This is a genomic window from Kitasatospora misakiensis (genome assembly GCF_042656005.1).
GTDB lineage: Bacteria > Actinomycetota > Actinomycetes > Streptomycetales > Streptomycetaceae > Kitasatospora > Kitasatospora misakiensis.
In genome coordinates this window covers 242,077-267,541 of the sequence record NZ_JBHSOF010000001.1, presented here as the reverse complement: position 1 = coordinate 267,541, position 25,465 = coordinate 242,077, and the positions used below count along the sequence as shown (strand labels likewise).

The following is a 25,465-nucleotide window of genomic DNA, read 5'->3' as shown; positions in this document are numbered from 1 at the left end:
GGAGCCCGTCTTCAAGCCCCCGCCGACTCCGCCTCGTGCCGGACCACCACCACCGGGCAGTGCGCGTGCTGGATCATCGCCTGACTGGTCGAGCCCAGCAGCATGCCCGCGAACCCGCCCCTCCCCCGGGCACCGACCACCAGCGGCCAGATGAACGCGTGCACGATCCGCAGTCCGCACCCGCGCAGCCGCGCCTCGCGGACCGCGACGTTCACGGCGGCGAGGCTCGCCTCCGAGCCGTCGACGCCCACCAGCACCGGGTCACTCATCGCCGCCTCCCGCTTCTCGCTCGCGCTTCTCGTCGGGGGTCCGCTCGTAGGGCACCACGGCGACCGGGCACGGCACGTGGTGCAGCACGGAGTGCGCGACCGCGCCGACATGTGCGCCCAGCGGCGACCGCCGGACCCGCCGCCCGATCACCACCAGCTCCGCGCCCGCCGCCGCCCGCTCCGCGAGCACCTTCGCCGGCCGGGCGTTCAGGGCCTCCTCGACCACTGTCACCCCGGGGTACCGCGCCCGCCACGGCTGGACCACCCGGGTCAGCTCACCCTCGGCGAACGCCTGCATCTCGCCCGACACGTCGACGCTCGCCGCGATGCCCGCGTACTGGTACGCCACCGGCAGCGTCCAGCCGTAGACCGCCCGCAGCGGCAGCCCCCACCGCTCCGCCACCCCGAAGGCATGGGCGAGCACCTCCTCGGCCCCCTCGTACGGATCGACGCCGGCCACCACCTCCCGGCCCGCCTCCCCTGCCTCCCCCTCCCCCCGCCGCACCAGCACCACCGGGCACCCGACCTTGGCCAGCACCCGCTGACTCACCGACCCGACCAGGAAGCCCGACACCGCCCCGAGCCCCCGCGACCCGAGCACCAGGATCTCCGCCCCCGGCTCCTCCCCCGCCTCCTCCACCGGCTCCCGCTCCGGATCGTGCGGCACCTGCACCGCCACGACCCCCAACTCCGGCCACCGCTCCCGCACCCGCAACTCCGCCTCGCGCAGCGTCACGTCCGCCTGCCGATGCGCCAAATCCACCGCCCCGAGCACCGACAACGGCGTCACCACCCTCGGCCAGGCCAGCACCACCTTCAACGCCACCCCCCGCCCCACCGCCTCCTCGGCCCCCCACTCCAGAGCCGCAAGACTCTCGGGCGACCCATCGACCCCGACCACGACGAAACCGGCCACCACAGCCTCCACCCATCACACCGAGCCAACCCCCGGCCGCACCCCACCCCCTCCCAATCCACCCAGAGTCCAACGCCCCCGCCACCCGACCGACGGTCCCGCCCCACCTCGCAGCCGCCTCCGGACGTCGTCCCGGAGCGCCGGAGGCGGCTGCGGCAGGGGCGACCACCGGGGACGATGTGCCGTGCACGGGTCAAGGGATATGTGTGAGGGCTAGAGTCTGGGCGCGTCCCCGGTGAGGGGGCGGGTGGGTTTCGGTGGATGGGGGAATCGGTGGGCGGGAAGCTTCGGTGGGTGTGGGGGGTCGGGGTGGTGGCGCTGCTGTTGGGTGGGGTGGTGCCCGGTGGGGTGGCGCGGGCGGCGGATCCGGTGGTGTCGTTGTGCACGTCGGTGGACGGGCCGTTCGGGTCGGCGACGGTCGGCGGGGGCCGGTACCGGATCATGCCGGACGAGTGGAACTCGAAGGCCGAGGTGTGCATGAGCAGTGACGGGGGGCCGAACTTCACCGTCACGCGCAGCGACCTCACCAAAGCCACCAACACCAAGCCGGGCGCGCCGGGCGCGTACACGCGGATCGAGTACGTGCCGCGGCCTGGGGAGTTGCCCGCGCCGGTGGCGACCATGGGGGACACGCTGACCGGTTGGCGGACCACCACCGGGGTGCCCGGTCAGTACAACGCGGCGTACGACCTCTGGTACGCGGACTCGGCACAGGGGTGCGGTCCGACCACCGGGCACGAGCTGATGATCTGGCTCACCCGGCAGGGCGGGCCCGTCCCGCTCGGCACCGCGGCCCAGCCGGTCACCCTCGGCGGGCGGGGGTACCAGGTGCACCAGTTCCAGGACCCCGAGAACGGGCGGCAGGTGATCAGCTATCTGATGACCAACCCCACCACCTCGGTCTACGCGCTGAACCTGCGTACGATCACCGCCGACGCCGTGGTCCGCGGTTTCGTGCCGGCGAACGGCGTCCTCTGCTCGGTGCAGGCCGGTTTCGAGATCTGGAACGGCGGCGCGGGGCTGGCCACCAACTCGTTCTCGTACCAGCCGGCCGACGGGCTGCCGACGGGCAACGTGACGTCCGGGCTGCCCGGCAAGTGCCTCGACGCCGGGAACGGCGCGCCGGACCCGGCCGCCGACGCCCTGCCGGTGGACATCCGGGACTGCGCCGCGATCCCCGGCCAGACCTGGACGGTCGGCAACGACGGCACCGTCAAGGCGCTCGGCAAGTGCCTCGACGTCACCAACGGCGGGCGCGACAACGGGACCCCGATCCAGCTGTACCCCTGCAACGGCACCGGCTCCCAGGTGTGGACGCCGAACGGCAAGGGCCTGGTGAACCCGCAGTCCGGCCTCTGTCTGGCCGACCCGGCCGCCTCGACCGCCGACGGCACGCAGCAGGTCCTGTGGAGCTGCGGCGCGAGCGGCCAGGACTGGCGCTACCCGTACGGCGGGCAGCCGCTCTGGACGTCGTTCACCAACAAGGCCGCGAACCTCTGCCTGAGCGGCGGCGTCGAGAACGCCACCTCGGTCAGCCTGCACGGCTGCAACAGCACGCCGACCCCGCCGCAGAACTGGCAGGTCGTCAAGGACGGCACCCTGCGGCTCTCCACCGGCGCCTGCCTGGACGCGGGTCCGACCGGGACGGCGGGCAGCCCGGTCCAGCTCGCCCCCTGCTCGGGTTCGGCGGCGCAGCAGTGGCTGGTGTCGCCGACCGGGTACCTGCTGAACCCCGGGTCCGGGAAGTGCCTGGACGACCCGAAGTCCACGACGACCCCGGGGGTCCCGCTGAACCTGTGGACCTGCAACGGCACCGCCGCCCAGGTCTGGTACTCGGCGGCGTAACCGCCGCGCCGGCCCCCAGGTCAGGGCAGGGTGAGGACGCGGGGGCCGGCCTCGGTGATGGCGACGGTGTGTTCGACGTGGGCGGCGCGGGTGCCGTCGGTGGTGCGGACGGTCCAGCCGTCGGGGTCGGTGGTGTGGGTGTCGGTGCCGCCGGCGACGAGCATCGGCTCGATGGCGAGGACCAGCCCCGGCTTCAGGGGGAAGCCCCGGCCCGGGCGGCCCTCGTTGGGGAGGTGCGGGTCCTCGTGCATCCGGCGGCCGATGCCGTGGCCGCCGTAGCCGTCCGGCAGGCCGTAGCGCGCGCCGCGGGCGACGGTGCCGATGGCGTGGGCGATGTCGCCGGTGCGGTTGCCGACGACGGCGGCGGCGATGCCGGCCGCCAGGGCGCGGCGGGCGGTGTCGATCAGCCGCTGGTCCTCGGGGCGGGGCGCGCCGACGGTGAAGCTGACGGCGGCGTCGCCCGCCCAGCCGTCCAGCAGGGCGCCGCAGTCGATGCTCACGAGGTCCCCGTCGCGCAGCCGGTAGCCGGTCGGGATGCCGTGCACGACGGCGTCGTTGACGGAGGCGCAGATGACGGCCGGGAAGGGCACCGGGGCGAAGGACGGCCGGTAGCCGAGGAAGGGTGAGGTCGCGCCCGCCTTGCGCAGCACCTCCCGGGCGACCTCGTCCAGTTCCAGCAGGCTCACTCCGACCCCGGCGGCCCGCTCCACCTCCGCGAGCGCGGTGGCGACCACGCGCCCCGACTCCCGCATCGCGGCCAGTGCCGCCTCCGACTTGAACTCCACCATGGGACCCCTCCGAGCCTAGCTCCAATTCTTATACCGGTATTTGTATCACGGTCGGGAGGGGGTCGGGAGGGGGTTGAGAGGGGCGGGAGGGTGGACGCCGGGCGACCGGGGTGGCCTACCATCGGGGGCATGGTGAGGACTCCGCTGACCCCCGGGGAACGCGAGCGCGGCGAGCGCTTCGGTGTGCTGCTGCGCGAGGCGCGGGGCGAGCGCAGCATGGTCGAGGTGGCGGCGGCGGCCGGTGTGTCCGCCGAGACGCTGCGCAAGATCGAGACCGGGCGCGCGCCGACGCCCTCGTTCTTCACCGTCGCGGCACTGGCGTACGCGCTGGGGCTGTCACTGGACGAGCTCGCCGCGGCGGCCGTGCTGCCGGGACCGGGCGAGGGCGCGGCCGAGGCGCTGTCGGCCTGACGCGAGGCGGCGGGGCCGGCGCCCCGGGCCGGCCCCGGGTTGGGGACCGGCCCCGGGTTGGGGGCGGAGGGGCTCAGGCGGTGACGCCGCCGTCGAGGACGAGGTCGGCGCCGACGGTGAACGCCGACTCCTCGGAGGCGAGGTGCAGGACGGCGGCGGCGACCTCCTCGACGGCGCCGGCCCGGCCGACCGGGACGTTGCTCTTCATCCGGTCCGCCTTGTCGGAGGCGGTCTCACCGGGCCGGGAGGACATGGTGGTGTCGATCGGGCCCGGGCTGACCGTGTTGATCCGCACCCCGTCGGCGATGTGGTCGCGGGCGGCGCTGCGGGTGAGGGTGGCGACGGCGGCCTTGGAGACGGCGTAGGCGCCGAGGTTCTCCATGCGGAGGTGGGTACCGAGGTTCGAGGAGATGTTGACGATCGCCCCGCCGCCGTTGGCGCGGAGGTGGGTGATCTGGTGCTTCATCGCGAGCCAGGTGCCGGTGAGGTTGGTGTCGATGACCCGCCGCCACTCCTCCTCGGCGATGTCGGCAATCGGGCCCATGCCACCGAGGACGCCGGCGTTGTTGACCGCGACGTCGAGCGCGCCCAGACGTTCGACGGTCTCCTCGACCAGGCGGGCGGCGTCCGTGGCGTCGGACACCGAGCCGACCAGGGCGACGGCGGTACCGCCCTCCTGCTCGATCAGCGCGACGGTCTCGGCCAGAGCGCTCAGGGTGCGGCCGGCGACGGCGACGCGGGCGCCCTCCCGGGCGAAGGCGAGGGCGACGGCTCGGCCGATGCCGCTGCCGCCACCGGTGACCAGGACGGACTTGCCGGTGAAGCGGGCGGCGGTGGTGAGGGTCATGCGAGTGCTCCTCGATCGAGGTCTATTTAGACCGTTCGGTTCAGTATCAGGACAGAAAAATGGGCCCGACGAGGCTCCGGGGAGGATGCGCAGGGGCGGGCGCGGGCGGGTCAGTCCAGCAGGGCGAGGGCCTGGTCGGCGGCGTCCCGCAGGCGGGCCGCGCCGTCGCCGGCCTTGCCGATCACCCGCATGCCCTGGAACAGCACCAGCAGCATCCGGGCCAGCGCCTGCGGGTCGCGCCCCTCGGGCAGTTCGCCCTGGACGCGGGCCCGGACCAGGGCGGCGGTGAGCACCGTCTCCAGATGGAGCAGGCTGGACTCCACCCGGCGGGCGGCGTCCTGGTCGTGCGGGGCCAGCTCGACCGCCGTGTTGGTGACGAAACAGCCCCGGCGCGGACCACGCGGACCGCGCGCGCCACCCACGCCGCCCACGCCGTCCTCGGCGGACTCGTCGGCGAACCGGCGGACCAGCGCGCGGACGGCCGGCAGGACCGGCCCCGGCTGCGACAGCTCGGTCAGCAGGACCGGTTGCTGCTGCTGGCCGTACCGCTCCAGCGCCCGCAGGTAGAGCTCGCGCTTGCTGCCGAAGGTGGCGTAGAGGCTGGCGCGGGCGATACCGAGGTGCTCGACCAGGTCGGCCATCGAGGTGGCCTCATAGCCGCGGCACCAGAACAGCTCCAGGGCCGACTGAAGTGCCGCGTCGGGGTCGAATTCCTTGGTCCGCGCCATGTCTGAAAGGTAGTCGGTTCCAGATCGATCGGTCAAGAAAGAGCAGAGGAAGGCCGGCCCGCCCCCGGGGGACGGGCCGGCCCCGGGGGCTCAGCCCTCGGCGAGGTGGCGCTCCACCGTGGCGACCTTGCTGCTGAGGCCGTCGGTCACGCCGGCCCGGTCGTCGATCTTGATGACGGTGCTGACCCGGTTGCTGTAGGCCTTGACCGCCTCGATCGCCTCCCGGATGACCGGCATCACCTCGTCCCACTCCCCCTCGATGCTGGTGAACATGGCGTCGGTGCGGTTCGGCAACCCGCTCGCGCGGACCACCCGGACGGCGGCGGCGACCGCCTCCCCGACGTCCTCGCCGACCCCCAGCGGGGTGACCGAAAAGGCAGCGATCACAGCGGTGTCTCCTCCCTCGCGCCGCGGCACTGGGCCGGCCGCGGCCATCGGGTGACCAGGCTAACCAAGGCCCCGTCCGGCCCCGTCCGATCCAGCGGGTCAGACGACGGTCGGCAGCGGCGGCTCGACCGCCAACGGGGCGGAGCTGCGGGCCCGGTGCTGCGCCGCCCAGGTGGTCAGCGCGACGGTGCAGGCGTGGTCCAGGTGGCGCAGCCCGGACCAGTCGAGTTCGACCGGGCGGTCCGCGGGGAGGCGTTCGAGGGTGTCGAGCAGCCGGGGCAGCCGCAGGAAGGTGGCGTTGCCGGTCAGCCGGACCCGCAGGGGCGACTCCTCGGTGCCGGGCGCGGCGGGCCGCTCCTCCACGCCGATCTGCAGGTGGGAGGTCTGCCAGGCCGACTTGACCACGGCCAGGCCGATGCCGATCAGCACCCCCTCGAAGAGGTCGGTGGTGATGATCGAGACTGCGGTCACGACGAGCACCGCCGCCTCCCCCCGGTGGTCGCGGCAGAGCGCGGCGATCCGGCGGAGCGGGACGAGCTTGGCGCCCGCGTGCACCAGGACGGCGGCCAGCGCGGTCAGCGGGACGAGGCCGAGCGCGCCCGGCAGCAGGGCGGTGAACAGCAGGAGCCAGCCGCCGTGCAGGACCCGGGAGGCCTTGGTACGGGCGCCGGCCTGGACGTTGGCCGCGCTGCGGACGATCACGGCCGTCATCGGGAGCGCGCCGAGCAGGCCGCAGAGCGTGTTGCCGATGCCCTGGGCGGTGAGTTCGCGGTCGTAGTCGGTGCGCGGGCCGTGGTGCATCCGGTCGACGGCGGCCGCGCTGAACAGCGTCTCGGCGGAGGCGATCAGGGTGAAGGCGAGGACGGTGCCGACGCCGGCGGTGGAGGCCAGCGCGCCGAGCGCGGCGTGGTCGGGCAGCTGGACGACGTCGAGCAGGCCGGCCACCTCGACCCGGGCCACCGGCAGGTCGGCGAGGGCCGTCACGGCGGCGGCCAGGCCGACGGCGCCCAACGGGCCGGGCACCGCCCGGGCGAGCCGCGGCGGCAGGTACTTCCAGGCGACCAGCACCAGCAGGGTGGCCACGCCGAGCGCGAGAGCACTGCGGTCGGCGGCACCGGTGACGGCGTCGCGCAGCAGGCCCGGCAGGTCGGCGATCTTCTCCGGTCCGGTGCCGGGGGCGCGGCGGTCGGCGAGCGCGTAGAGCTGGCCGAGCAGCAGGGTGAGGCCGATGCCGGCCAGCATGCCGTGCACCACGGAGGTCGACATGGCGCGGAACCAGCGGCCCAACCGCAGGGCGCCCATGGCGAGTTGGAGCAGGCCGGTGAGCAGCACCAGGACGCCCAGGGCGCCCACGCCGTACTCCTGGACGGCCTCGTGGACGAGGACGGTCAGGCCGGCGGCCGGGCCGCTGACCTGGAGGGAGCTGCCGGGCAGCGCGCCGACCACGAGGCCGCCGACGATGCCGGTGACCAGGCCGAGTTCGGCGGGTACGCCCGAGGCGACGGCGACGCCGACGCAGAGCGGGAGGGCGACCAGGAAGACCGCCAGGGAGGCGGGGAGGTCGCGGCGCCAGGGCACGGCGCGCAGGATGGCAGCCGGGGTGCGGGGAGTGTCGCGGCGCGGGGCGTTGAGGAGGGGGGCGTTGAGGAGGGGGGCGTTGAGGCGCGGGGCGGCGGGCGGGCTCTTCCGTCGGCGGGGCAGACCGTTCATCGGCGCACCGCCGGAGAGGTGACGGGGGCGGGGCGGGCCGAAGCGGTGAGGGTGGCGGTGGCGGGACATGCGAACAGGGCACGGCGTCGAGGCATTGGGAGGTTCCTTCCGCGCTGCCGCGGGTGCGTTGCTGCGAGTGCGTTGCTGCGGTGCGGGTGCGGCGCTGCGCTGTGCTGCTGGTGGCTGCGGTGCTGCGATGGCGGCTGGGACGCGCGGGACGGGACGGCCGGCGCGTCGAGCGTGCTGAACGGGACCCGGCGGCCGGAGCTCCCCCGCTCCCCGGACGGTCCCTGATCCCCTTGCCGCGGCCCTTGTTGAACATGGCAACCATGACGGGCCCGGCGTGGCACCGACGGTACCCAGCACCTCGGGACGGGCCAACCTCGTCCACCATCCCTTCACGTCGACGGCACGTGAGCGCCACATCCGGGTCGAAATCCGCGCGCCGGGCGGGTACGCGCATTCGTCCATCGGGTGACCGCTCGAACCGGCGACCGCCCGCGCCGACCACCCTCCCGCTCCACAATCTGTTGAACGGCCCCTTGACGCTCCGACGACCCCCGCCCTACTTTTCTTCCACATACAGAAACCGTTCTTCCGTATGGTGGAATTCTGGAGATGAGCCCTCCGACCCACTGCGGGCCGACGCAGGAGAGTCCCGATGCCCCGAATGACAGCCGCCCGCGCGGCCGTGGAGATCCTCAAGCTCGAAGGCGTCGACGTCGCGTTCGGCGTCCCGGGCGCGGCGATCAACCCCTTCTACGCCGCCCTCAAGGCCTCCGGCGGAATCCGGCACACGCTGGCCCGCCACGTCGAGGGCGCCTCGCACATGGCCGAGGGCTACACCCGGGCGCGCGCCGGCAACATCGGCGTCTGCATCGGCACCTCCGGCCCGGCCGGCACCGACATGATCACCGGCCTCTACTCGGCCATCGCCGACTCGATCCCGATCCTCTGCATCACCGGCCAGGCCCCGGTCGCCCGCCTCCACAAGGAGGACTTCCAGGCCGTCGACATCGCCTCGATCGCCAAGCCGGTCACCAAGGCCGCCACCACCGTCCTGGAGGCCGCGCAGGTCCCCGGCGTCTTCCAGCAGGCCTTCCACCTGATGCGCTCGGGCCGGCCCGGCCCGGTCCTCGTCGACCTGCCGATCGACGTCCAGCTCACCGAGATCGACTTCGACCCGGAGGCCTACCAGCCGCTGCCGGTCTACCGGCCCACCGCCAACCGGATCCAGATCGAGAAGGCGATCGCGCTGCTCCAGGCCTCCGAGCGGCCGCTGATCGTGGCCGGCGGCGGCGTGATCAACGCGGACGCCGCCGAGCTGCTGCTGGAGTTCGCCGAGCTGACCGGCGTCCCCGTGGTCCCGACCCTGATGGGCTGGGGCATCGTCCCGGACGACCACAGGCTGAACGCCGGCATGGTCGGCCTCCAGACCTCGCACCGCTACGGCAACGAGAACTTCCTCGCCGCCGACTTCGTGCTCGGCATCGGCAACCGCTGGGCCAACCGCCACACCGGCGGCCTGGACGTCTACACCGAGGGCCGGACCTTCGTCCACGTCGACGTCGAACCCACCCAGATCGGCAGGATCTTCGCCCCCGCGCTCGGCATCGCCTCCGACGCCCGGGCCGCGCTGGAGCTCTTCGTCGAGGCGGCCACCGAGCTCAAGGCCGCCGGCACCCTCAAGGACCGCGCCGGGTGGGCCGCCTCCACCCAGGAGCGCAGGGCGCGGCTCCAGCGCCGCACCCACTTCGACAACGTGCCGCTCAAGCCGCAGCGCGTCTACGAGGAGATGAACAGGGCCTTCGGCCCGGAGACCCGGTACGTCACCACCATCGGCCTCTCACAGATCGCCGGCGCGCAGCTGCTGCACGTCCACAAGCCGCGGCACTGGATCAACTGCGGCCAGGCCGGGCCGCTCGGCTGGACGATCCCGGCCGCGCTCGGCGTCGCGACCGCCGACCCGGAGGGCCGGATCGTGGCGCTCTCCGGCGACTACGACTTCCAGTTCATGATCGAGGAGCTGGCGGTCGGCGCCCAGCACCGGATCCCGTACATCCACGTGCTGGTCAACAACTCCTACCTGGGGCTGATCCGGCAGGCGCAGCGGAACTTCGACATCGACTTCCAGGTCAAGCTGGAGTTCGAGAACATCAACGCGCCGGAGCTGGGCGTCTACGGCGTGGACCACGTCCGGGTCGCCGAGGGCCTGGGCTGCAAGGCGATCCGGGTCACCGAGCCTGACGGGCTGCTGCCGGCCTTCGAGGAGGCGAAGAAGCTGGCCGCCGAGTTCCGGGTGCCGGTCGTCGTCGAGGCGATCCTGGAGCGGGTCACCAACATCTCGATGGCCGCCGCCGACATCGACAAGGTGATGGAGTGGGAGGAGCTCGCCACGCGCCCGGAGCACGCGCCGACGGCGATCCGCCCGCTCGCGCTCTGACGCGCCCCCCGGCGGCGGGTTTCCACGCCGGGGTCGTACGGGCACGTACCACGGACTGCCCGCGCGCCACTGCGGCGCGCGGGCCTTCCCGCCGGGAGGCCGACAGCGTGTCCTTCACGATGAGCAGCACCGAGCGCGAGCGCTTCCTGGCCGGCGTGCACGTCGGCGTCCTCGCCGTGGACGGCACCGGGGACGGCGCCGGGGCCGGCGCCGGGGCCGGCGGGGCGCCGCTGGCCGTCCCGATCTGGTACGCCTACCACCCCGGCGGCCTGGTCACCGTGCTCACCGGCCGGGACTCCGTCAAGACCCGGCGGATCCGGGCGGCCGGCCGCTTCACGCTCTGCGTGCAGCAGGAGCAGCCGCCCTGCCGGTACGTGAGCGTGGCCGGGCCGGTGGTGGCGATCGAGGACCGGATCGACCCGGACGAGCGCGCCGCCCTCGCCCACCGCTACTTACCGCCCGCCACCGCCCGGTCCTACCTGGCCGCCACCGCCGAGCAGCTGGTGGCCGACGTCGCCGTCCGGATGCGGCCCGAGCGGTGGCTGAGCGGCGACTTCACCGCGATCGCCGAGCAGCTCCAGGGGGTCGTTCCGGCGGCCTCGGAGGGTGTCAGCCGTCCGCCTTCTGGCCTCGCTGGACCCGCTTGATCCGCTCGGCCTGGAGATCGGCGAACTGCTTCAGCGTCTTGTGGTCGCGCTCGTCCTCGTCCAGCTCGATCAGGGACACGACGGCGCCGACCCGCATCACCATGGACCCGGCCAGGAGCTTGGTCGCGGCCTGGCCCGAATCCCCGTCCTTGTCGACGTCCTTCTCGAAGGCCTGCGACTGCTCGGCGGCGGTCTTCACGCTGACCTTGCGCGCGGCGCCCTCCTCCTCCTCGAAGGAGGCCACCATCGCCTCGAAGACCGGACCGGCGTTCTCCGGCTTGTCGAAGGTCAGCAGGGTGAGCCGGATGTCGTTGGAGGTGCTGGTCTCCGACTTGTACCGGACGTTGCCGCCCAGCTGGAGGCCGAGGCAGTCGGCCTTCAGCTTCTTCCGGCAGGTGCTGGACGCGTCGGCCTGCGTGACGGCCTGCGGCGGCTTCGCACCGGAGGAGCGCTTCCAGCCGGAGGGGAGCGAGGTCTCGCTCGGCAGCGCGTCCCGCACCTGGTCCGGCTCCGACAGCACCACCTTCGCCCCGAACGCCGACCCGCTGCCACCGTCGGAACCGCACGCGGCGGTGCCCAGCGCGAGCGCGGCGATCGTCCCCGCCAGTGCGAGATTCCGCCCGCGCCGCTGCCACTTGTCCATCCTGGTGCCCCCGTTTCGTTCTTCCCCTGAAGATCAGCAGCGGACATCAAACCACATGATCACCGGATATTTCCGGCCGGCCGTCCAGGCCGACCCGGACCCGAAAGGGGCCCGACCTGAACCCGGAACACCTGCCCGCCGATGGTGGTTGAGCAGGCGGGAAGGACTACCGTTCCCCACGAGCACCGCCCGTTCGTCACCCACTCCTCCTCCGAAGGGGACCACCCGTGAGCCTGTACGACATCCCGCTGCGCACGCTGACCGGCGAGGCCGCCTCGCTGGCCGACTACAAGGGCAAGGCGCTGCTGATCGTCAACGTCGCCTCCAAGTGCGGCCTGACCCCGCAGTACGCCGGCCTGGAGCGGCTCCAGGCGCGGTACGCCGAGCGCGGCTTCACCGTGCTGGGCTTCCCGTCCAACCAGTTCGCCGGACAGGAGCCGGGCAGCGCCGAGGAGATCCAGACCTTCTGCTCCACCACCTACGGCGTGACCTTCCCGCTGTTCGAGAAGACCGACGTGAACGGCGAGGACCGCCACCCGCTGTACGCGCGGCTGACCGAGACCGTCGACGCCGAGGGCCAGGCCGGGGACGTCGCGTGGAACTTCGAGAAGTTCCTGATCTCGCCGGACGGCACCGTGGCGGCCCGGATCCGGCCGCGCACCGAGCCGGAGGCGGACGAGGTCGTCGCCGCGATCGAGGCCGTGCTGCCGGCCTGACCCCGGACACCTACCACCGGTACCGAGCCGGTACCGAAGGGCCCGGGGCCACCACCCCGGGCCCTTCGGCGTGCCCGAACGCGACGGCCGCAGGCCGCGTCCGCCGACAGGCTCAGCCCAGCAGCAGCCTGGTGCCCGGCGGCAGCTCGCCGGAGCGGGCCGCCTCCCGCAGGTGGGCCAGCAGGGTCTCGCGGAGCGCCGCCGCCGCCCTGGTCGGCGGGACTTCGTGGCCGTGCGCGACCGCGATGGTCCGCCCGAGGCCCGGCCCCGCGAAGGGCGTCACCGCCAGCCCGGAGCGGGCGGCGACCATCCCCGGCAGCACCGCCGGCCCCAGGCCCGCCCGGACGAAGCCGAGCACCGCGTCCATCTCGCCGCCCTCCACCGCGAACTCCGGCTCGAACCCGGCCTCCCGGCAGGCCGCCAGGGTCGCCTCCCGCACGTCGTAGCCCTCCCGGAACATCACCAGCGGCCGGCCGCGCAGCTCCGCCACCCGCACCCGGCGCCGCCGTCCGGGCGCCTCCCGGGAGACCAGCACCAGCTCCTCGTGCAGCAGGTCGGTGAGCGCCAGGGCCGGCGGCGCCTCGCCGCTCGGCGGGGTGATGATCAGCGCGAGGTCCAACTCCCCCGCCGCCAGCGAGCGCACGAGGTCCCGCGAGCCGCCCTCCCGCACCACCAGCGCCACCCCCGGGTAGCGGTCCCGGAACACCCGCAGGACGTCCGGCACCAGGCTGGTGCACAGGCTCGGCGGCGCCCCCAGCCGCACCCGGCCGCGGCGCAGCTGCACGGTCTCCTGGACGGCGAGGCGGGCGCTCTCGGTGTCGGCGAGGATGCGCCGGGCGAGCGGCAGCAGGGCCGCTCCGGCGTCGGTGAGGGCGATGTTGCCCCGGGTGCGGTGGAACAGCTCCGCGCCCAACTCCCGCTCCAGCGCGCGGATCTGTTGCGAGAGTGACGGCTGCGCGACGTGTTCCGCCTCGGCCGCGCGGGTGAAGTGGCGGGTCTCGGCGACGGCGAGGAAGTAGCGGAGCTGCTGGAGTTGCACAGCTCCCAGGATAGGCATCCAGCATAGGCACCGGCTATCGTCACGAGCCGCATCATGTCTTGGACTCACCATGGCGGCCGTCCCTACCGTGGACGCCATGACAACCGCGACTCGGACGGCCCGGCATCCGTCCACCCTGGCGACCCTCTGGCGGTCGACCGTCGGCAAGAAGGCGGTCATGGCCGTCAGCGGACTGGTCATGCTGCTGTACCTGGTCGCGCACATGCTGGGCAACCTCAAGGTCTTCTTCGGGCCGGACGACCTCAACGGCTACGCGGCCTGGCTGCGCACCATCGGCGAGCCCGTCCTGCACCACGAGTGGTTCCTCTGGATCGCCCGGGTGGGTCTGCTGGCCGCCGTCGGGCTGCACGGCGTGGCCGCGTACCAGCTGAGCCGGCGGGACCTCGCCGCCCGGCCGAGCAAGTACGCGCACCGGCGGCGGCGGGCGAGCTACGCGACGAGGACGATGCGCTGGGGCGGGGTCATCCTCGCGCTGTTCATCGTCTGGCACATCCTCGACCTGACCACGCTCACGGTGAACCCCAACGCCGAGCACGGCAGGCCGTACCAGAACATCGTGGCCTCCTTCGGCACCTGGTACTCCTGCGTGATCTACAGCGTGGCGATGCTCGCCGTCGGCCTGCACGTCCGGCACGGCTTCTGGAGCGCCGCGCAGACCCTCGGCGCCAACAACGCCCGCCGGGACCGCGCGTTGAAGCTGACCGCCAACGGGCTGGCGCTGCTGCTGACCGTGGGCTTCCTGTCCGTCCCCGTGGCCGTGATGACCGGAGTGGTGAGTTGAGCGAGTACCCGGACTACACCCTCGGCGACCCGATCGCCGACACCCGGGCCCCCGAGGGGCCGATCGAACAGCGGTGGGACCAGCGGCGGTTCGAGGCGAAGCTGGTCAACCCGGCGAACCGGCGCAAGCACACGGTGATCGTGGTCGGCACCGGCCTGGCCGGCGGCGCGGCCGGTGCCACGCTCGCCGAACAGGGCTACCACGTCGTCCAGTTCTGCTTCCAGGACTCCCCCCGGCGGGCCCACTCGATCGCCGCCCAGGGCGGCATCAACGCCGCGAAGAACTACCGCAACGACGGCGACTCGGTCCGCCGGCTGTTCTACGACACCGTCAAGGGCGGCGACTTCCGGGCCCGCGAGTCCAATGTGCACCGCCTGGCCCAGGTGTCGGTGGAGATCATCGACCAGTGCGTGGCCCAGGGCGTGCCGTTCGCCCGCGAGTACGGCGGCCTGCTGGACACCCGCTCGTTCGGCGGCGTCCAGGTCTCCCGGACGTTCTACGCGCGCGGCCAGACCGGCCAGCAGCTGCTGCTCGGCGCCTACCAGGCGCTGTCCCGGCAGATCGCCGCCGGGAACGTGGAGATGCACGCCCGCACCGAGATGCTCGACCTGCTGGTGATCGACGGCCGGGCGCGCGGGATCGTCGCCCGCGACCTGGTCACCGGCGAGATCTCCAGTCACACCGCCGACGCCGTGGTGCTCGCCTCCGGCGGCTACGGCAACGTCTTCTACCTCTCCACCAACGCCAAGAACTCCAACGCCACCGCGATCTGGCGGGCGCACCGGCGCGGCGCGTACTTCGCCAATCCGTGCTTCACCCAGATCCACCCGACCTGCATCCCGCGCTCCGGCGAGCACCAGTCCAAGCTGACCCTGATGAGCGAGTCGCTGCGCAACGACGGCCGGATCTGGGTGCCGAAGGCCAAGGGCGACGCCCGGCCGCCGGCCGAGATCCCGGAGGAGGAGCGGGACTACTACCTGGAGCGGATCTACCCGGCGTTCGGCAACCTGGTGCCGCGCGACATCGCCTCCCGGGCCGCCAAGAACGTCTGCGACGAGGGCCGCGGCGTCGGCCCCGGCGGGCAGGGCGTCTACCTGGACTTCGCCGACGCCGTCCGCCGGACGGGGCGGGACGCGGTGGAGGCCAAGTACGGCAACCTGTTCGAGATGTACGAGCGGATCACCGCCGAGGACCCGTACCGGGTGCCGATGCGGATCTATCCCGCGATCCACTACACGATGGGCGGGCTCTGGGTCGACTACGACCTCCAGACTTCCGTCCCCGGGCTGTTCGCGATCGGCGAGGCCAACTTCTCCGACCACGGCGCCAACCGGCTCGGCGCGAGCGCGCTGATGCAGGGCCTGGCGGACGGCTACTTCGTGCTGCCGCCGGTGCTCAACGACTACCTGGCCCGCGAGAAGCTGCCCGCCGTCCCCGCCGACCACGAGGAGATCGCCACGGTGGAGGCCGAGGTGGCGGACCGGCTGAACCTCATCCTCGCGGTGGACGGCGACCGCACGCCCGACTCCTTCCACCGCGAGCTCGGCGAACTGCTCTGGGACGAGTGCGGGATGGCCCGCGACGAGGCCGGCCTGCGCCGCGCGCTGGAGCGGATCCCGGCGCTGCGGGAGGAGTTCTGGCGCCGGATCAAGGTGCCCGGCACCGGGCAGGAGCTCAACCAGGCGCTGGAGAAGGCCAACCGGCTGGTCGACTACTTCGAGCTGGCCGAGCTGATGTGCCTGGACGCGCTGCACCGGGCCGAGTCCTGCGGCGGCCACTTCCGCACCGAGAGCCAGACGCCCGAGGGCGAGGCCGCCCGGCGGGACGAGGAGTACTCCTACGCCGCCGCCTGGGAGTTCACCGGCACCGGCCGGGCGCCCGTCCTGCACCGCGAGCACCTCGACTTCGAGTACGTCCACCCCACCCAGCGGAGCTACGCGTGAACCTCACCCTTCGGATCTGGCGCCAGGCGGGCCCCGACGCGCCCGGCTCGATGACCACCTACCAGGTCGGCGGGATCAGCCCGGACATGTCCTTCCTGGAGATGCTGGACACCCTCAACGAGGAGCTGATCACCCGGGGCGACGCACCCGTCGCCTTCGACCACGACTGCCGCGAGGGGATCTGCGGCGCCTGCGGCATGGTCATCAACGGCCGGGCGCACGGCCCCGAGCGCACCACCACCTGCCAACTGCACATGCGGCACTTCCAGGACGGCGACACCATCGACGTCGAGCCGTGGCGCGCGGCGGCGTTCCCGGTGGTCAAGGACCTGGTGGTGGACCGCTCCGCCTTCGACCGGATCATCGGCGCCGGCGGGTACATCACCGCCCCGACCGGCAGCGCGCCGGACGCGCACGCCACGCCCGTCCCCAAGGAGGCCGCCGACACCGCGTTCGAGCACGCCGAGTGCATCGGCTGCGGGGCGTGCGTGGCGGCCTGCCCCAACGGTTCGGCGATGCTGTTCACCTCCGCCAAGGTGGTGCACCTCAACGTGCTGCCGCAAGGTGCGCCCGAACGCGCCTCCCGGGTACGGAACATGGTGGAGGCGATGGACGCCGAGGGCTTCGGCGGCTGCACCAACACCGGCGAGTGCGCGACGGCCTGCCCCAAGGGCATCCCGCTGCCCAGCATCGCCGCGATGAACCGGGCGTACCTGCGCGGTTCCCTCGGCGGAGGGCGCTGACTCACCGGGCGGAGGACGGTAGTTCACCGGGCGGACGCCGATTCCCTGAGCGGAGGCCGCTCACACCCCAGAGCCGGAGCGGGGCGCGCGTGGTGCTCGTGCGCGCCCCGCTTCTTCGACGGATCGTCAGGATCAGTGCTGACTCCCCTGATTTCGCGCTACCGTGGTCCCCGCGCCGAGGAGGAACGCATATGCCCGAGGTTCAGGCCTGCTCCGCGTGCGGCGGGTCCGGGGGGACCCAGAAGACCGAGGCCACGGTCGAACTGGACGAGGAAGGAAGCATGGTGCCGAAGATCCACACCTTCTGGTCGCCATGCTGTCGGTGCCACGGATCCGGGACGGTGATCGTCGGATGAGGCTGATCTTCGAATGTGTCGAGTGCGGTAGCCACTACCTGCCGCCGGAGGCGATGGTGTACCCCGACGGGCCGGCCTCGCCGGTCTGGTGCACGCACTGCCAGGCGGCGATGCGGGCGGCGGGGGTCGGGGAGGACCCGCTGCTGGCGAGAGTCGCACTGGCGACGGCCCGGGCGGCCCGGGCCGGGAACGCCCGCGCCGGAGCCGGTCCGGAGGAGACGGCGGGCGGTCGCCCGGACGTCCGGCCGTCCCGGCCGCCGGTGTCCCGGCGGGCCCGCTCCGGGCCGGGCGCGCTGCGCGGCAAGCTGGCGTAAGCACCGCCGCCGCCGCGAGCGCCGGTAGGACGCCGCGAGCGCCGGTCAGAACAGCGCCTCCTGGGTGTCCGGAGCCTCCGGCCGCGCCCTGGGGACCAGCGCCAGCCCCGACGGCGGGCGGCCGACCGCCGGGGTGAGCGTCCAGCCGGTCAGCAGCCGGGTGTCCAGCAGCAGCGGCGGCTCGCCGTCCGCCCGGTCGAGCAGCAGGTGCCGGCCGACCGGCGCGCGCAGCCGGCCGGCCACCACCGCGCCGTCCGCGAGGCCCTCGACCGCGTGGTAGACGGCGGGAGCGCCCCCGGTCAGACCGAAGACCGCGACGTGGTCGACCACGGGGTGCTCGGGCAGCAACTCCACGTCGTGCCCGCGCAGCAGCGCGTGCGCGCGGGTCCGCGCCTCCGTCAGCACGGCACGGCGGTGGTCGGCGTCACCGTGCTCCCACCAGTGCTCCAGCTTCGCCCGGACCTTGAAGCGCTCGCGGGCCAGCCCGGCGGAGGAGACGGTGAGTTCGGCGCGTCGGACGGCGGGCAGTGCGCCGCGGGCGGCGAACGTCCAGGCCAGCGCGCCCTGTTCGAGCAGCCGGCTGGTGCCGCGCTGCTCGGCGGTCAGGCCGACCTTCAGCAGCCCCTCGCCGAACCAGGCCAGGTACAGCCGGTAGGTGCGGCCGTCGTCGAGGATCTGGTCGCGGGCCAGCGCCAGGCCGCGGTCCACGCTCTGGCAGGGCGCGCACTGCACGGCGCCGCCGTCCGGATCGATCTCGGCGTGGTGCGGGCACGGCGTGCGCTCGTCCCGGCCGACCAGCCAGGCGCCGGTGCAGCGCCGTGGTCCGGCCAGCAGCCAGCCGACCTCGGTGCCCGGCACCACCTCGCGCTCGTGCACCCGGCGGCCGTGGACGGCGCTCAGCACCGCCCGGCCGTCCCGCCACGTCAATCCGGTGGACACCCACCCGCCTGCCCCGCTCACCCGCACCTCGCCCGCGCCGTTCGGTCCGTCGAGGCTACCCGGTGGCACCGACAACGGCCGCCGCCCCTGCCGCCCCAGCCGCACAGGGGGCCGGATAGCGTCACGGCATGATCACCACCGACGCCGTGACCGACCCCGCCCCGCCCGGGCCCGTGACCCCGGACGACCTGGCCGCCGTCCTGCGGCTCGCCGCCGCCACCCTGCGCTCCGCTCCCGCCGACGCCGACTGGTCGCGGCCGGCCGGCGGCATCGCCTGGGACTGCTGGAGCACCGTCGAGCACCTGGCGGACGACCTGCTGGCCTACGCCGCCCAGCTCGGCCCGGACGAGCCGCCGCGCGACCGCTACGTGCCCTTCGTCGCACGGCGCGCCTACCCCGGCGGGCCGAACAACTTCGTCCTCGCCGAGCGGGCGGGCGGCCCGGCGGCCCTGGTCGAGGTGCTGGAGGCGAGCGGCGGGCTGATGGTCTCGATCGCCCGGACCAGGGGGCCCGAGGTCCGGGCCTTCCACCCCTGGGGGCTGGCCGACCCGGCCGGGTTCGTCGCGATGAGCCTGGTGGAGACCCTCGTCCACCTGCACGACGTCGCCGAGGGGCTGGGCCTGCCCTGGGAGCCGCCGGCCGAGGTCTGCCACCGCACCCTGGCCCGGCTCTTCCCGGACGTCCGGCCCGACGCCGCCGGCCCCTGGCCGACCCTGCTCTGGGCCACCGGCCGCGCCGGACTCCCCGGCCGCCCGCAGCGCACCGAGTGGCGCTGGTACGCGGACGCCCCGCAGGAGGCTCCGCAGGACGCGCCGCACGACACCCCGCAGGACGCGCCGGACCCGGCCGCCGGAGCCTGACACCCGCTCACCCCCCGACCGACGCCGCAGGTCGCGGGCCCTTTGCGCGCTCCCCCGGTGCACGTTCTATTGTGACGGGCGCGGGCGGCGGCGCGGCCGGGAGACGGGCGCCGCACCGGAGCGGCGCGGAGCGAAGGGGTGGACGTGGCGGGGCGGCGGAACGACGGGGTGCTGGCGGTCTGGGCGGAGGCGCAGCGGCAGGAGCAGCGCCGGGAGGAGGCGCGCTGGCGCGCCCAGGCCGCCGAGCAGCGCCGGCGGGAGCGGGAGCAGCGCGAGGCGCAGAAGGCGGCGGCCCGGACCGAGCGGGAGGCGCAGAAGGCCCACCAGCAGTCCCGGGAGGCCGAGGCGGCCCGGCGGACGGCCGAACTGGACAGCCGGGTGGAGGAGTTGCGCGGCCTGCTGGCGGCCGGCACGGGCCGTCCGGCGTTCCGGACGCAGAGCCTGCTGGCTCCCCGTCCGGTGCCGCCCTTCGAACCGGGCCGGCTGGGCGAGCCGGTGCCGATGCCGGACCAGGCGCGCTACCAGGTGCCGCCGCCGGACCCGGTGCAGGCCCGCAATCCCGGGGTGTGGCAGCGGTACGAGCAGTACGTGGCCCAGGCCAGGGCGCGCTTCGAGCAGGACTGGTACGCGGCGCAGGCCGCCGAGGCGGACCGGCAGCGGCGGTTGGCCGAGTACCACGAGCAGTACCTGGCGTGGGTGGCCCGGTTCCGCCGCGAGGACGAGGAACGGGCCGCCCGGACGGAGGAGTTGCTGCGCCGGCTGCGGTCCGGCGAGGCCGAGGCGGTGCAGGAGTACTTCACCGCGGTGCTGTACGCCTCGGCGGGCTGGCCGGAGGGCTTCCCGCACCGGCTGGTGGCGGCCTGGGAGGCGAGCAGCCGCCAGCTGGTGGTGAACTGGGAGCTGCCGGGCCCGGACGTCGTCCCGGCGACCGGCCGGGTGCGGTACGTGAAGGCGGACGACCGCGAGGCCGAGGTGGCCCGCCCGGCGGCCGAGCGCAAGGCGCTGTACCGGGAGGTGCTGGCGCAGAGCGCGCTGCGGGTGGTCGCCGAGCTGTACCGGGCGGACGGCGACGGGCTGCTGGCCTCGGTGGTGCTGAACGGCTTCGTCCGCGGCATCGACCCGGCGACCGGCCGGGAGGCGGAGCGCTTCCTGACCACGGTGACGGTCGACCGGGGCGAGTTCGCCGGTCTGGCGCTGGACCGGGTGGCGCCGGTGGAGTGCTTCCAGGCGCTGGGCGGGGTGCTGTCGGCGCGCCCCGAGCGGCTGGACGAGGTGCGGCCTGACCGGCTGCCGGAGACGGTCGGCGGCAGTGTGGCCGGGCAGGGCGGCGAGGACGACCCGGACCTCTTCGAGATGGACCCGATCGAGTTCGAGGAGCTGATCGCCGAGCTGTTCCGGCTGCGCGGCTTCCGGGTGATGACCACGGCGCGCAGCGGGGACGCCGGGGTGGACGTGGTCGCGGACGACCTCGACCCGGTGACCGGCGGGCGGATCGTCATCCAGGCCAAGCGCTACCGCTCGACGGTCTCCCCCACCGCCGTCCGGGACCTCCACTCCACGGTGCAGCACCACGGTGCGAACAAGGGGATCCTGGTGACCACGGCCGGGTTCGGGCCGGGCTCCTACGACTACATCAAGGGCAAGCCGCTGACGCTGGTGAGCGGCCCGGAGCTGGTGGAGCTGCTGGCCGAACAGGGCCTGCGCGGCCGTCTCGGCGAGCGCACCCACGGCGGGAGCGCACCGGGGACGGGGCCGGCCGCGGCGGGCGCGACCACCGTGCTGGCCCTGTCCTGGGGCAGCCGCACCGCCGGCGGGGACCCGGTCGAGCTGGACGTCTCGGCGTTCCTCTGCGCGAACGGGCGGGTGCTGGACGACGAGCACTTCGTGTTCTTCAACAGCCCGCAGGACCCGGACGGCGCCGTCCGGCTGCACCCCACCCGCTCGGTGCCGGGCGAGCCGGTCCGCCGGGCCGAACTCACGCTGGACACCGCCCGGTTGGCGCCCGGGGTGGACGAGGTGGTGGTGGCGGTCTCCACCGAGGAGGAGGAGCCGCCGGCGCTGCCGCTCGGCTATGTGCACGGGCTGGCGCTGGCGGTCGCGTTCGGCCCGGACGTGACCGGCCAGGCGCAGTGGACGGCGGGGACCGCCGGGGTGCCGGAGAGCGCGATGGTCGTCGGCTCCTTCCAACGGCATGGCGGTGCCTGGCGGTTCACCCCGAGCGGGACGCCGGTGGCGGGCGGCCTGGCCGGTCTCGCGGTGCGCTGGGGCGTCGCGGTCGAGTAGCCGCGCACCCGCGCCTCTAGCAGCACGGCGCCCGCCGGGATTCCCCCCGGCGGGCGCCGTGCTGCCGTAAGGACAAACGTTTCCTCAGCAGCCGTTGAGGATCGAGGACAGGGCGCTCTTCTCCGCGCTGTCGACCGAGAGGCCGTAGTAGAACTTCACCTGGACCCAGGCGCGGGCGTAGGTGCAGCGGTAGGAGGCCTGCGGCAGCCAGTTGGCCGGGTCCTGGTCGCCCTTGGAGCGGTTGGAGCTCGCGGAGACTGCGATCAGCTGCGGGCGGGTCAGGTCGTTCGCGAAGGCCTGGCGCTGGCTGGTGGTCCAGGCCCAGGCGCCCGAGCGCCAGGCCTCGGCGAGCGGCACCAGGTGGTCGATGTCGAAGCTCGACGCGCTGGTGGTGGTGACGTTGTCGTAGACCGAGAACCAGCTGCCGCTCACCGAGGCGCAGGCGGAGTCGGTGACGACGTTGCTGCCGTCGCGCTTGAGGACCGTCTCGCGGGTGTTGCAGGTGCCGGAGATGGTGATCCAGTGCGGGAAGAGCGCGCGGTCGTAGGTGGAGTCGTGGGACTCCGCGGTCACCGCGATCGAGGCGAGGTAGCCGCGGGCGGTGGCGGCCGAGACCGGCGTCGGCAGGGCGGCCTGGGCGGTGCCGGCGCCGGTCAGCAGGGTGGTGAGGGCGAGCAGCAGGGCGCCGAAGGCGGCGGCCAGGACGCGGCGGGGCGCGCGTATGACGGACATCGCGGACATACGGGGACTCCTGGGTCGAGGAGGGCAGGGGAAAGCCCCCGGGCGGGAACCGGCCCGGGCTGCCGACCAGCATGCGGCCCAGGGGGTTTACGCGGGTAGATCCAGGAGGTGAATTTTTTGACCGGATGTCAGGTACACCGCTCACCGCACCACGGCGGCCGGGCCCGCCGGTCAGTCGATGCCTTCGGTGATGCGGAAGTCGCGCCGGTAGCCGTCGGGGAGGGCCACCAGCGCCTTCTGGTACGCCTCGCTCTCGTAGGCCGCGACGGCCTGTTCAAAGCTGTCGAACTCGACCAGAACGACGCGATGCGTGGTTCCGGCGGCCTCGTGGGTGACGACTCGACTGCCCCGGGCCAGGGTTCGCCCGCCCCCGGCCCGGACCGCCGGACCGGCCAGCTTGTCGTAGGCGGTCAGGATCTCGGGGTCGGAAACGGCGGGGTAGACACTGACCCAGTAGCCCTTGGCCATGGAAACCTCCTGTGGTCGGCCGGACATGTCCGACGACGAATTGACACTCGGATCGATCGATCCCGCCGACGGGTACTGCGCGGTCGGTGGAATCGTCATCTGTGCAGGCTAGGGCTTGACAGGCGGTCGAGGGAAAGACCGGTTCGGACTAGCTCAGAACGGATCGTTGTCAATCGGCGGGGCCGGTGAACTCGGCGAAACGCCGCACGCCCCGCCCGGCGGTGGCCGGACGGGGCGTGTCGCGCTGGCGCGCGCGGGTGCGCCGGATGGCGCGAACTGTTCGCTCAGGCGGCCGACTTGGCTTCGCTGGGCTTCGGCGCGGCCGGCTTGGCCGGGCCACCGGCGGCGGTGCCGACCAGGAAGGCGGTCAGCACCGGGCCCAGGTAGGCCTCCCAGACGGCCAGTTGGAAGACCGTCGGGTCCGGCTGGAAGTTGAACACGCCCTTGAGCAGGGTGCCGTACCAGCTGTCCTTCGGGATGGTGCTGCTGATGTCGAAGGCCACCTGGTGCAGGCCGCCGAGCCAGCCGGCCTCCTGGAGGTCGTGCACGCCGTAGGCGAGCACGCCGGCGGCGACCACGACCAGCATGGCGCCGGTCCAGGTGAAGAACTTGGCCAGGTTGATCTTCAGCGCGCCGCGGTAGAACAGCCAGCCCAGCACCACCGCGGTGAGCAGGCCGAGCGCCGCCCCGACGATCGGGTTGTAGCCGTCCTCGGTGGCCTGCACGGCCGTCCAGATGAACAGCGCCGTCTCCAGGCCCTCGCGGCCCACCGCCAGGAAGGCGGTGACCACCAGGGCGCCGGTGCCCATCGCCAGCGCCGCGTCCAGCTTGCCGTGCAGCTCGCTCTTCAGGTGGCGGGCCGTGCGGCGCATCCAGAACACCATCCAGGTGACCAGACCGACCGAGACGATCGACAGCGAACCGCCGAGCGCCTCCTGGGCCTCGAAGGACAGCTGGGACGAACCGAACTGCAGCAGCGCGCCGAAGGCCATCGACAGCACCACGGCCGCGCCGACACCGGTCCACACCGGCGGGAGCTTCTCCCGCCGGCCGGTCCTGACCAGGTAGGCGATGAGGATGCAGACGACCAGGCTGGCTTCGAGTCCTTCGCGCAGGCCGATCAGGTAGTTGGCGAACACGCTGGCTCCTGGGGGTGGTGAAGAGGGTGGTGCGGGCGAGACGGGCGGGGGGTCAGCCGAAGAGGGCCTGGCCCCACCACTCGCCGGGCTTGCGGACGCCCGCGGGGCAGGCGAAGTGGGCCGAACCGACGTGCTGGATGTACTCGTTCAGCGCGTCGGAGGCCGCGAGCCGGGTCTGGAGCGGCACGAACGCCTTGCGGCTGTCCCGCTGGTAGGCGAGGAAGAACAGGCCCGCGTCCAGCCGGCCGAGATCGTCGGTGCCGTCGGTGAACGAGAAGCCGCGGCGCAGGATCATCAGGCCGTTGTTGGAGTCCGGGTGGGCCAGCCGGACGTGCGCGTCGTCCGGCATCGCCTTGAGGTCCGGGGCGTCGTGCTCCTTGGTCCGCCCGTACGCGGCGCCCTCGCCCTTGGTGCGGCCGAAGACGTCCTCCTGCTCCTTGAGCGAGGTGCGGTCCCAGGTCTCGATGTGCATCCGGATCCGGCGGGCCACCAGGTACGAGCCGCCGGTCATCCAGTCCGGGCCCTCGCCGGGGGCGACCCAGACGTGCTCGGCGAGCTTCGCGGTGTCGGTGCCGGCGATGTTGTGGGTGCCGTCCTTGAAGCCCATCATGTTGCGCGGGGTCTGGGCCTCCGGGGTGGTGGAGGAGGTCTTGCCGAAACCCAGCTGCGACCAGCGGATGTTGACGGTGCCCATGCCGATCCGGGCCAGGTTGCGTATCGCGTGCACCGCCACCTGCGGGTCGTCGGCGCAGGCCTGGACGCACAGGTCGCCGCCGCTGCGCTGCGGGTCGAGGTTGTCGCCCTTGAACTTGGGCAGGTCGATGAGGGCCTCGGGGCGCTTGGCCTTGAGGCCGAAGCGGTCCACGCCCTCCTTCTCGAACAGGCTCGGGCCGAAGCCGACGGTGAGGGTGAGCCGGGAGGCCGGCAGGCCCAGGGCCTCGCCGGTGTCGTCCGGCGGCGCCTCCGGCAGGCCGCTGGCGGCGCCGCTGCCGACCTCGCGGCCACCGGTCATCGCGGCGGCGGCCTTGGTCCACTCCTTCAGCATCTTCACCAGCGACTCGCGGGTGGCGGTCGGCGAGATGTCGAACGCGGCGAAGTGCAGCCGGTCCTGGACCGGGGTGGCGATGCCGGACTGGTGGTCGCCGAAGAACGGGATGTCGGCGGTGGCCGCGGCCGGCGCGGCCGGGCTGTCGTCGTCCTGGCGGGTCGCGGCGGCGACCGAGCCGACGCCGGCCGCGCCCAGGGCGACCCCGGCACCGGCCCAGCCGATCACGGCACGGCGGCTGACCGAGGTGCGGCCGGTGGCGCTGTCGGTGGTGGAGGTGGTGGGGGCGGCGGCGGCCTCGGTGGCGGCCGGCGTCCCGTTCTGCTGCTGGTTCTCGGCGTCCATGGCCGGGCGGACCCTTCTCTGTGCTGAACTCGCGGGCGCCGTGACGGCCACGGGCCGCCACGGCGGAGTGCCGGGGGGGTGCTGGGGCCCGGTGCGCG

The 25,465-nt window shown here is 73.6% G+C and carries 24 protein-coding genes and 1 pseudogene; 11 read left to right on the top strand and 14 right to left on the bottom strand.

Translation table 11 applies throughout. The features are described 5' to 3' along the window. Positions 1 to 20: 20 nt before the first annotated feature. Together ACFP3U_RS01075 and ACFP3U_RS01070 are read right to left on the bottom strand one after the other, a co-directional pair. Positions 21 to 269, bottom strand: a pseudogene (locus tag ACFP3U_RS01075) (universal stress protein); the annotation flags it as partial. Further along, positions 262 to 1,170: a universal stress protein gene (locus ACFP3U_RS01070; RefSeq protein WP_380223303.1), complete on the bottom strand. Its 909-nt coding sequence runs from the start codon at positions 1,168 to 1,170 to the stop codon at positions 262 to 264. The gene ACFP3U_RS01070 and the pseudogene ACFP3U_RS01075, both read right to left, overlap by 8 nt. Before the next feature lie 309 nt (positions 1,171 to 1,479). Between ACFP3U_RS01070 and ACFP3U_RS01065 the strand changes: the two genes are divergently transcribed. Continuing rightward, the gene (locus ACFP3U_RS01065; protein ID WP_380223126.1) at positions 1,480 to 3,030 is read left to right on the top strand and encodes a ricin-type beta-trefoil lectin domain protein; all 1,551 of its coding nucleotides are present in this window, start codon (positions 1,480 to 1,482) and stop codon (positions 3,028 to 3,030) included. A 20-nt stretch (positions 3,031 to 3,050) separates the two neighbouring features. Here the strand turns inward: ACFP3U_RS01065 and map are convergent, their stop codons facing one another. After that, positions 3,051 to 3,818: a type I methionyl aminopeptidase gene (gene map, locus ACFP3U_RS01060; RefSeq protein WP_380223125.1), complete on the bottom strand. Its 768-nt coding sequence runs from the start codon at positions 3,816 to 3,818 to the stop codon at positions 3,051 to 3,053. Between the two features lie 129 nt (positions 3,819 to 3,947). Between map and ACFP3U_RS01055 the strand changes: the two genes are divergently transcribed. Further along, entirely contained in the window at positions 3,948 to 4,229 is a 282-nt protein-coding gene (locus ACFP3U_RS01055) for a helix-turn-helix domain-containing protein (RefSeq protein ID WP_380223124.1), read from the top strand. Positions 4,230 to 4,302: 73 nt separating this feature from the next. Here the strand turns inward: ACFP3U_RS01055 and ACFP3U_RS01050 are convergent, their stop codons facing one another. The 4 genes from ACFP3U_RS01050 to ACFP3U_RS01035 all read right to left on the bottom strand — a co-directional run bounded on the left by ACFP3U_RS01050 (position 4,303) and on the right by ACFP3U_RS01035 (position 7,901). Next, a complete protein-coding gene (locus ACFP3U_RS01050; RefSeq protein ID WP_380223122.1) occupies positions 4,303 to 5,076 on the bottom strand; it encodes an SDR family NAD(P)-dependent oxidoreductase in 774 nt (257 codons plus the stop codon). A gap of 110 nt (positions 5,077 to 5,186) precedes the next feature. Beyond that, complete coding sequence (locus ACFP3U_RS01045) at positions 5,187 to 5,804, bottom strand: TetR/AcrR family transcriptional regulator (protein ID WP_380223121.1); 618 nt, start codon at positions 5,802 to 5,804, stop codon at positions 5,187 to 5,189. A 90-nt stretch (positions 5,805 to 5,894) separates the two neighbouring features. Further along, positions 5,895 to 6,191: an MTH1187 family thiamine-binding protein gene (locus ACFP3U_RS01040; RefSeq protein WP_380223120.1), complete on the bottom strand. Its 297-nt coding sequence runs from the start codon at positions 6,189 to 6,191 to the stop codon at positions 5,895 to 5,897. A gap of 99 nt (positions 6,192 to 6,290) precedes the next feature. Next, positions 6,291 to 7,901 (bottom strand): SulP family inorganic anion transporter, encoded by a 1,611-nt coding sequence (locus tag ACFP3U_RS01035; RefSeq protein WP_380223118.1) that lies wholly within the window; start codon positions 7,899 to 7,901, stop codon positions 6,291 to 6,293. Between the two features lie 661 nt (positions 7,902 to 8,562). Here ACFP3U_RS01035 and gcl point away from each other — a divergent pair. Beyond that, the gene (gene gcl, locus ACFP3U_RS01030; protein WP_380223117.1) at positions 8,563 to 10,344 is read left to right on the top strand and encodes a glyoxylate carboligase; all 1,782 of its coding nucleotides are present in this window, start codon (positions 8,563 to 8,565) and stop codon (positions 10,342 to 10,344) included. Between the two features lie 119 nt (positions 10,345 to 10,463). Further along, a complete protein-coding gene (locus ACFP3U_RS01025; RefSeq protein ID WP_380223116.1) occupies positions 10,464 to 10,991 on the top strand; it encodes a pyridoxamine 5'-phosphate oxidase family protein in 528 nt (175 codons plus the stop codon). Here the strand turns inward: ACFP3U_RS01025 and ACFP3U_RS01020 are convergent. After that, on the bottom strand, positions 10,954 to 11,634 hold the full coding sequence (locus ACFP3U_RS01020; RefSeq protein ID WP_380223115.1) for a hypothetical protein: 681 nt from the start codon (positions 11,632 to 11,634) through the stop codon (positions 10,954 to 10,956). The genes ACFP3U_RS01025 and ACFP3U_RS01020 overlap by 38 nt on opposite strands. Before the next feature lie 227 nt (positions 11,635 to 11,861). Between ACFP3U_RS01020 and ACFP3U_RS01015 the strand changes: the two genes are divergently transcribed. Continuing rightward, positions 11,862 to 12,350 carry a glutathione peroxidase gene (locus ACFP3U_RS01015; protein WP_380223114.1) on the top strand — a complete coding sequence of 163 codons (489 nt, stop codon included), beginning with the start codon at positions 11,862 to 11,864 and terminating at the stop codon, positions 12,348 to 12,350. A gap of 112 nt (positions 12,351 to 12,462) precedes the next feature. On the opposite strand, the gene ACFP3U_RS01010 is transcribed toward ACFP3U_RS01015, so the two are convergent. After that, entirely contained in the window at positions 12,463 to 13,389 is a 927-nt protein-coding gene (locus tag ACFP3U_RS01010; RefSeq protein ID WP_380223113.1) for a LysR family transcriptional regulator, read from the bottom strand. 97 nt (positions 13,390 to 13,486) lie between these two features. Here ACFP3U_RS01010 and ACFP3U_RS01005 point away from each other — a divergent pair, with 97 nt between their 5' ends. From ACFP3U_RS01005 to ACFP3U_RS00990, 4 genes are all read left to right on the top strand, one after another. Beyond that, positions 13,487 to 14,191, top strand: coding sequence for a succinate dehydrogenase cytochrome b subunit (locus tag ACFP3U_RS01005; protein WP_380223112.1), 705 nt, complete (start codon positions 13,487 to 13,489; stop codon positions 14,189 to 14,191). Further along, positions 14,188 to 16,134, top strand: a complete 1,947-nt coding sequence (locus ACFP3U_RS01000) for a fumarate reductase/succinate dehydrogenase flavoprotein subunit (protein ID WP_380223111.1) — start codon at positions 14,188 to 14,190, stop codon at positions 16,132 to 16,134. Before ACFP3U_RS01005 ends, ACFP3U_RS01000 begins: the two co-directional genes overlap by 4 nt. Then, positions 16,131 to 16,877 carry a succinate dehydrogenase/fumarate reductase iron-sulfur subunit gene (locus ACFP3U_RS00995; RefSeq protein WP_380223110.1) on the top strand — a complete coding sequence of 249 codons (747 nt, stop codon included), beginning with the start codon at positions 16,131 to 16,133 and terminating at the stop codon, positions 16,875 to 16,877. The genes ACFP3U_RS01000 and ACFP3U_RS00995 overlap by 4 nt, the downstream gene beginning before the upstream one ends. 352 nt (positions 16,878 to 17,229) lie before the next feature. Then, positions 17,230 to 17,547 (top strand): hypothetical protein, encoded by a 318-nt coding sequence (locus tag ACFP3U_RS00990; RefSeq protein ID WP_380223109.1) that lies wholly within the window; start codon positions 17,230 to 17,232, stop codon positions 17,545 to 17,547. Between the two features lie 45 nt (positions 17,548 to 17,592). On the opposite strand, the gene ACFP3U_RS00985 is transcribed toward ACFP3U_RS00990, so the two are convergent. After that, positions 17,593 to 18,486, bottom strand: a complete 894-nt coding sequence (locus tag ACFP3U_RS00985; protein ID WP_380223108.1) for a DUF2797 domain-containing protein — start codon at positions 18,484 to 18,486, stop codon at positions 17,593 to 17,595. 128 nt (positions 18,487 to 18,614) lie between these two features. Between ACFP3U_RS00985 and ACFP3U_RS00980 the strand changes: the two genes are divergently transcribed. Together ACFP3U_RS00980 and ACFP3U_RS00975 are read left to right on the top strand one after the other, a co-directional pair. After that, complete coding sequence (locus ACFP3U_RS00980) at positions 18,615 to 19,346, top strand: hypothetical protein (RefSeq protein WP_380223107.1); 732 nt, start codon at positions 18,615 to 18,617, stop codon at positions 19,344 to 19,346. Between the two features lie 144 nt (positions 19,347 to 19,490). Then, the gene (locus tag ACFP3U_RS00975; RefSeq protein ID WP_380223105.1) at positions 19,491 to 21,629 is read left to right on the top strand and encodes a restriction endonuclease; all 2,139 of its coding nucleotides are present in this window, start codon (positions 19,491 to 19,493) and stop codon (positions 21,627 to 21,629) included. Between the two features lie 84 nt (positions 21,630 to 21,713). Here the strand turns inward: ACFP3U_RS00975 and ACFP3U_RS00970 are convergent, their stop codons facing one another. From ACFP3U_RS00970 to efeB, 4 genes are all read right to left on the bottom strand, one after another. After that, on the bottom strand, positions 21,714 to 22,361 hold the full coding sequence (locus ACFP3U_RS00970) for an HNH endonuclease family protein (protein WP_380223302.1): 648 nt from the start codon (positions 22,359 to 22,361) through the stop codon (positions 21,714 to 21,716). A 180-nt stretch (positions 22,362 to 22,541) separates the two neighbouring features. Beyond that, positions 22,542 to 22,838 carry a DUF1330 domain-containing protein gene (locus ACFP3U_RS00965; protein WP_380223301.1) on the bottom strand — a complete coding sequence of 99 codons (297 nt, stop codon included), beginning with the start codon at positions 22,836 to 22,838 and terminating at the stop codon, positions 22,542 to 22,544. Positions 22,839 to 23,122: 284 nt separating this feature from the next. Next, on the bottom strand, positions 23,123 to 23,977 hold the full coding sequence (gene efeU, locus ACFP3U_RS00960) for an iron uptake transporter permease EfeU (protein ID WP_380223104.1): 855 nt from the start codon (positions 23,975 to 23,977) through the stop codon (positions 23,123 to 23,125). Between the two features lie 52 nt (positions 23,978 to 24,029). Further along, on the bottom strand, positions 24,030 to 25,367 hold the full coding sequence (gene efeB / locus ACFP3U_RS00955) for an iron uptake transporter deferrochelatase/peroxidase subunit (protein WP_380223103.1): 1,338 nt from the start codon (positions 25,365 to 25,367) through the stop codon (positions 24,030 to 24,032). Between the last annotated feature and the right edge of the window lie 98 nt (positions 25,368 to 25,465).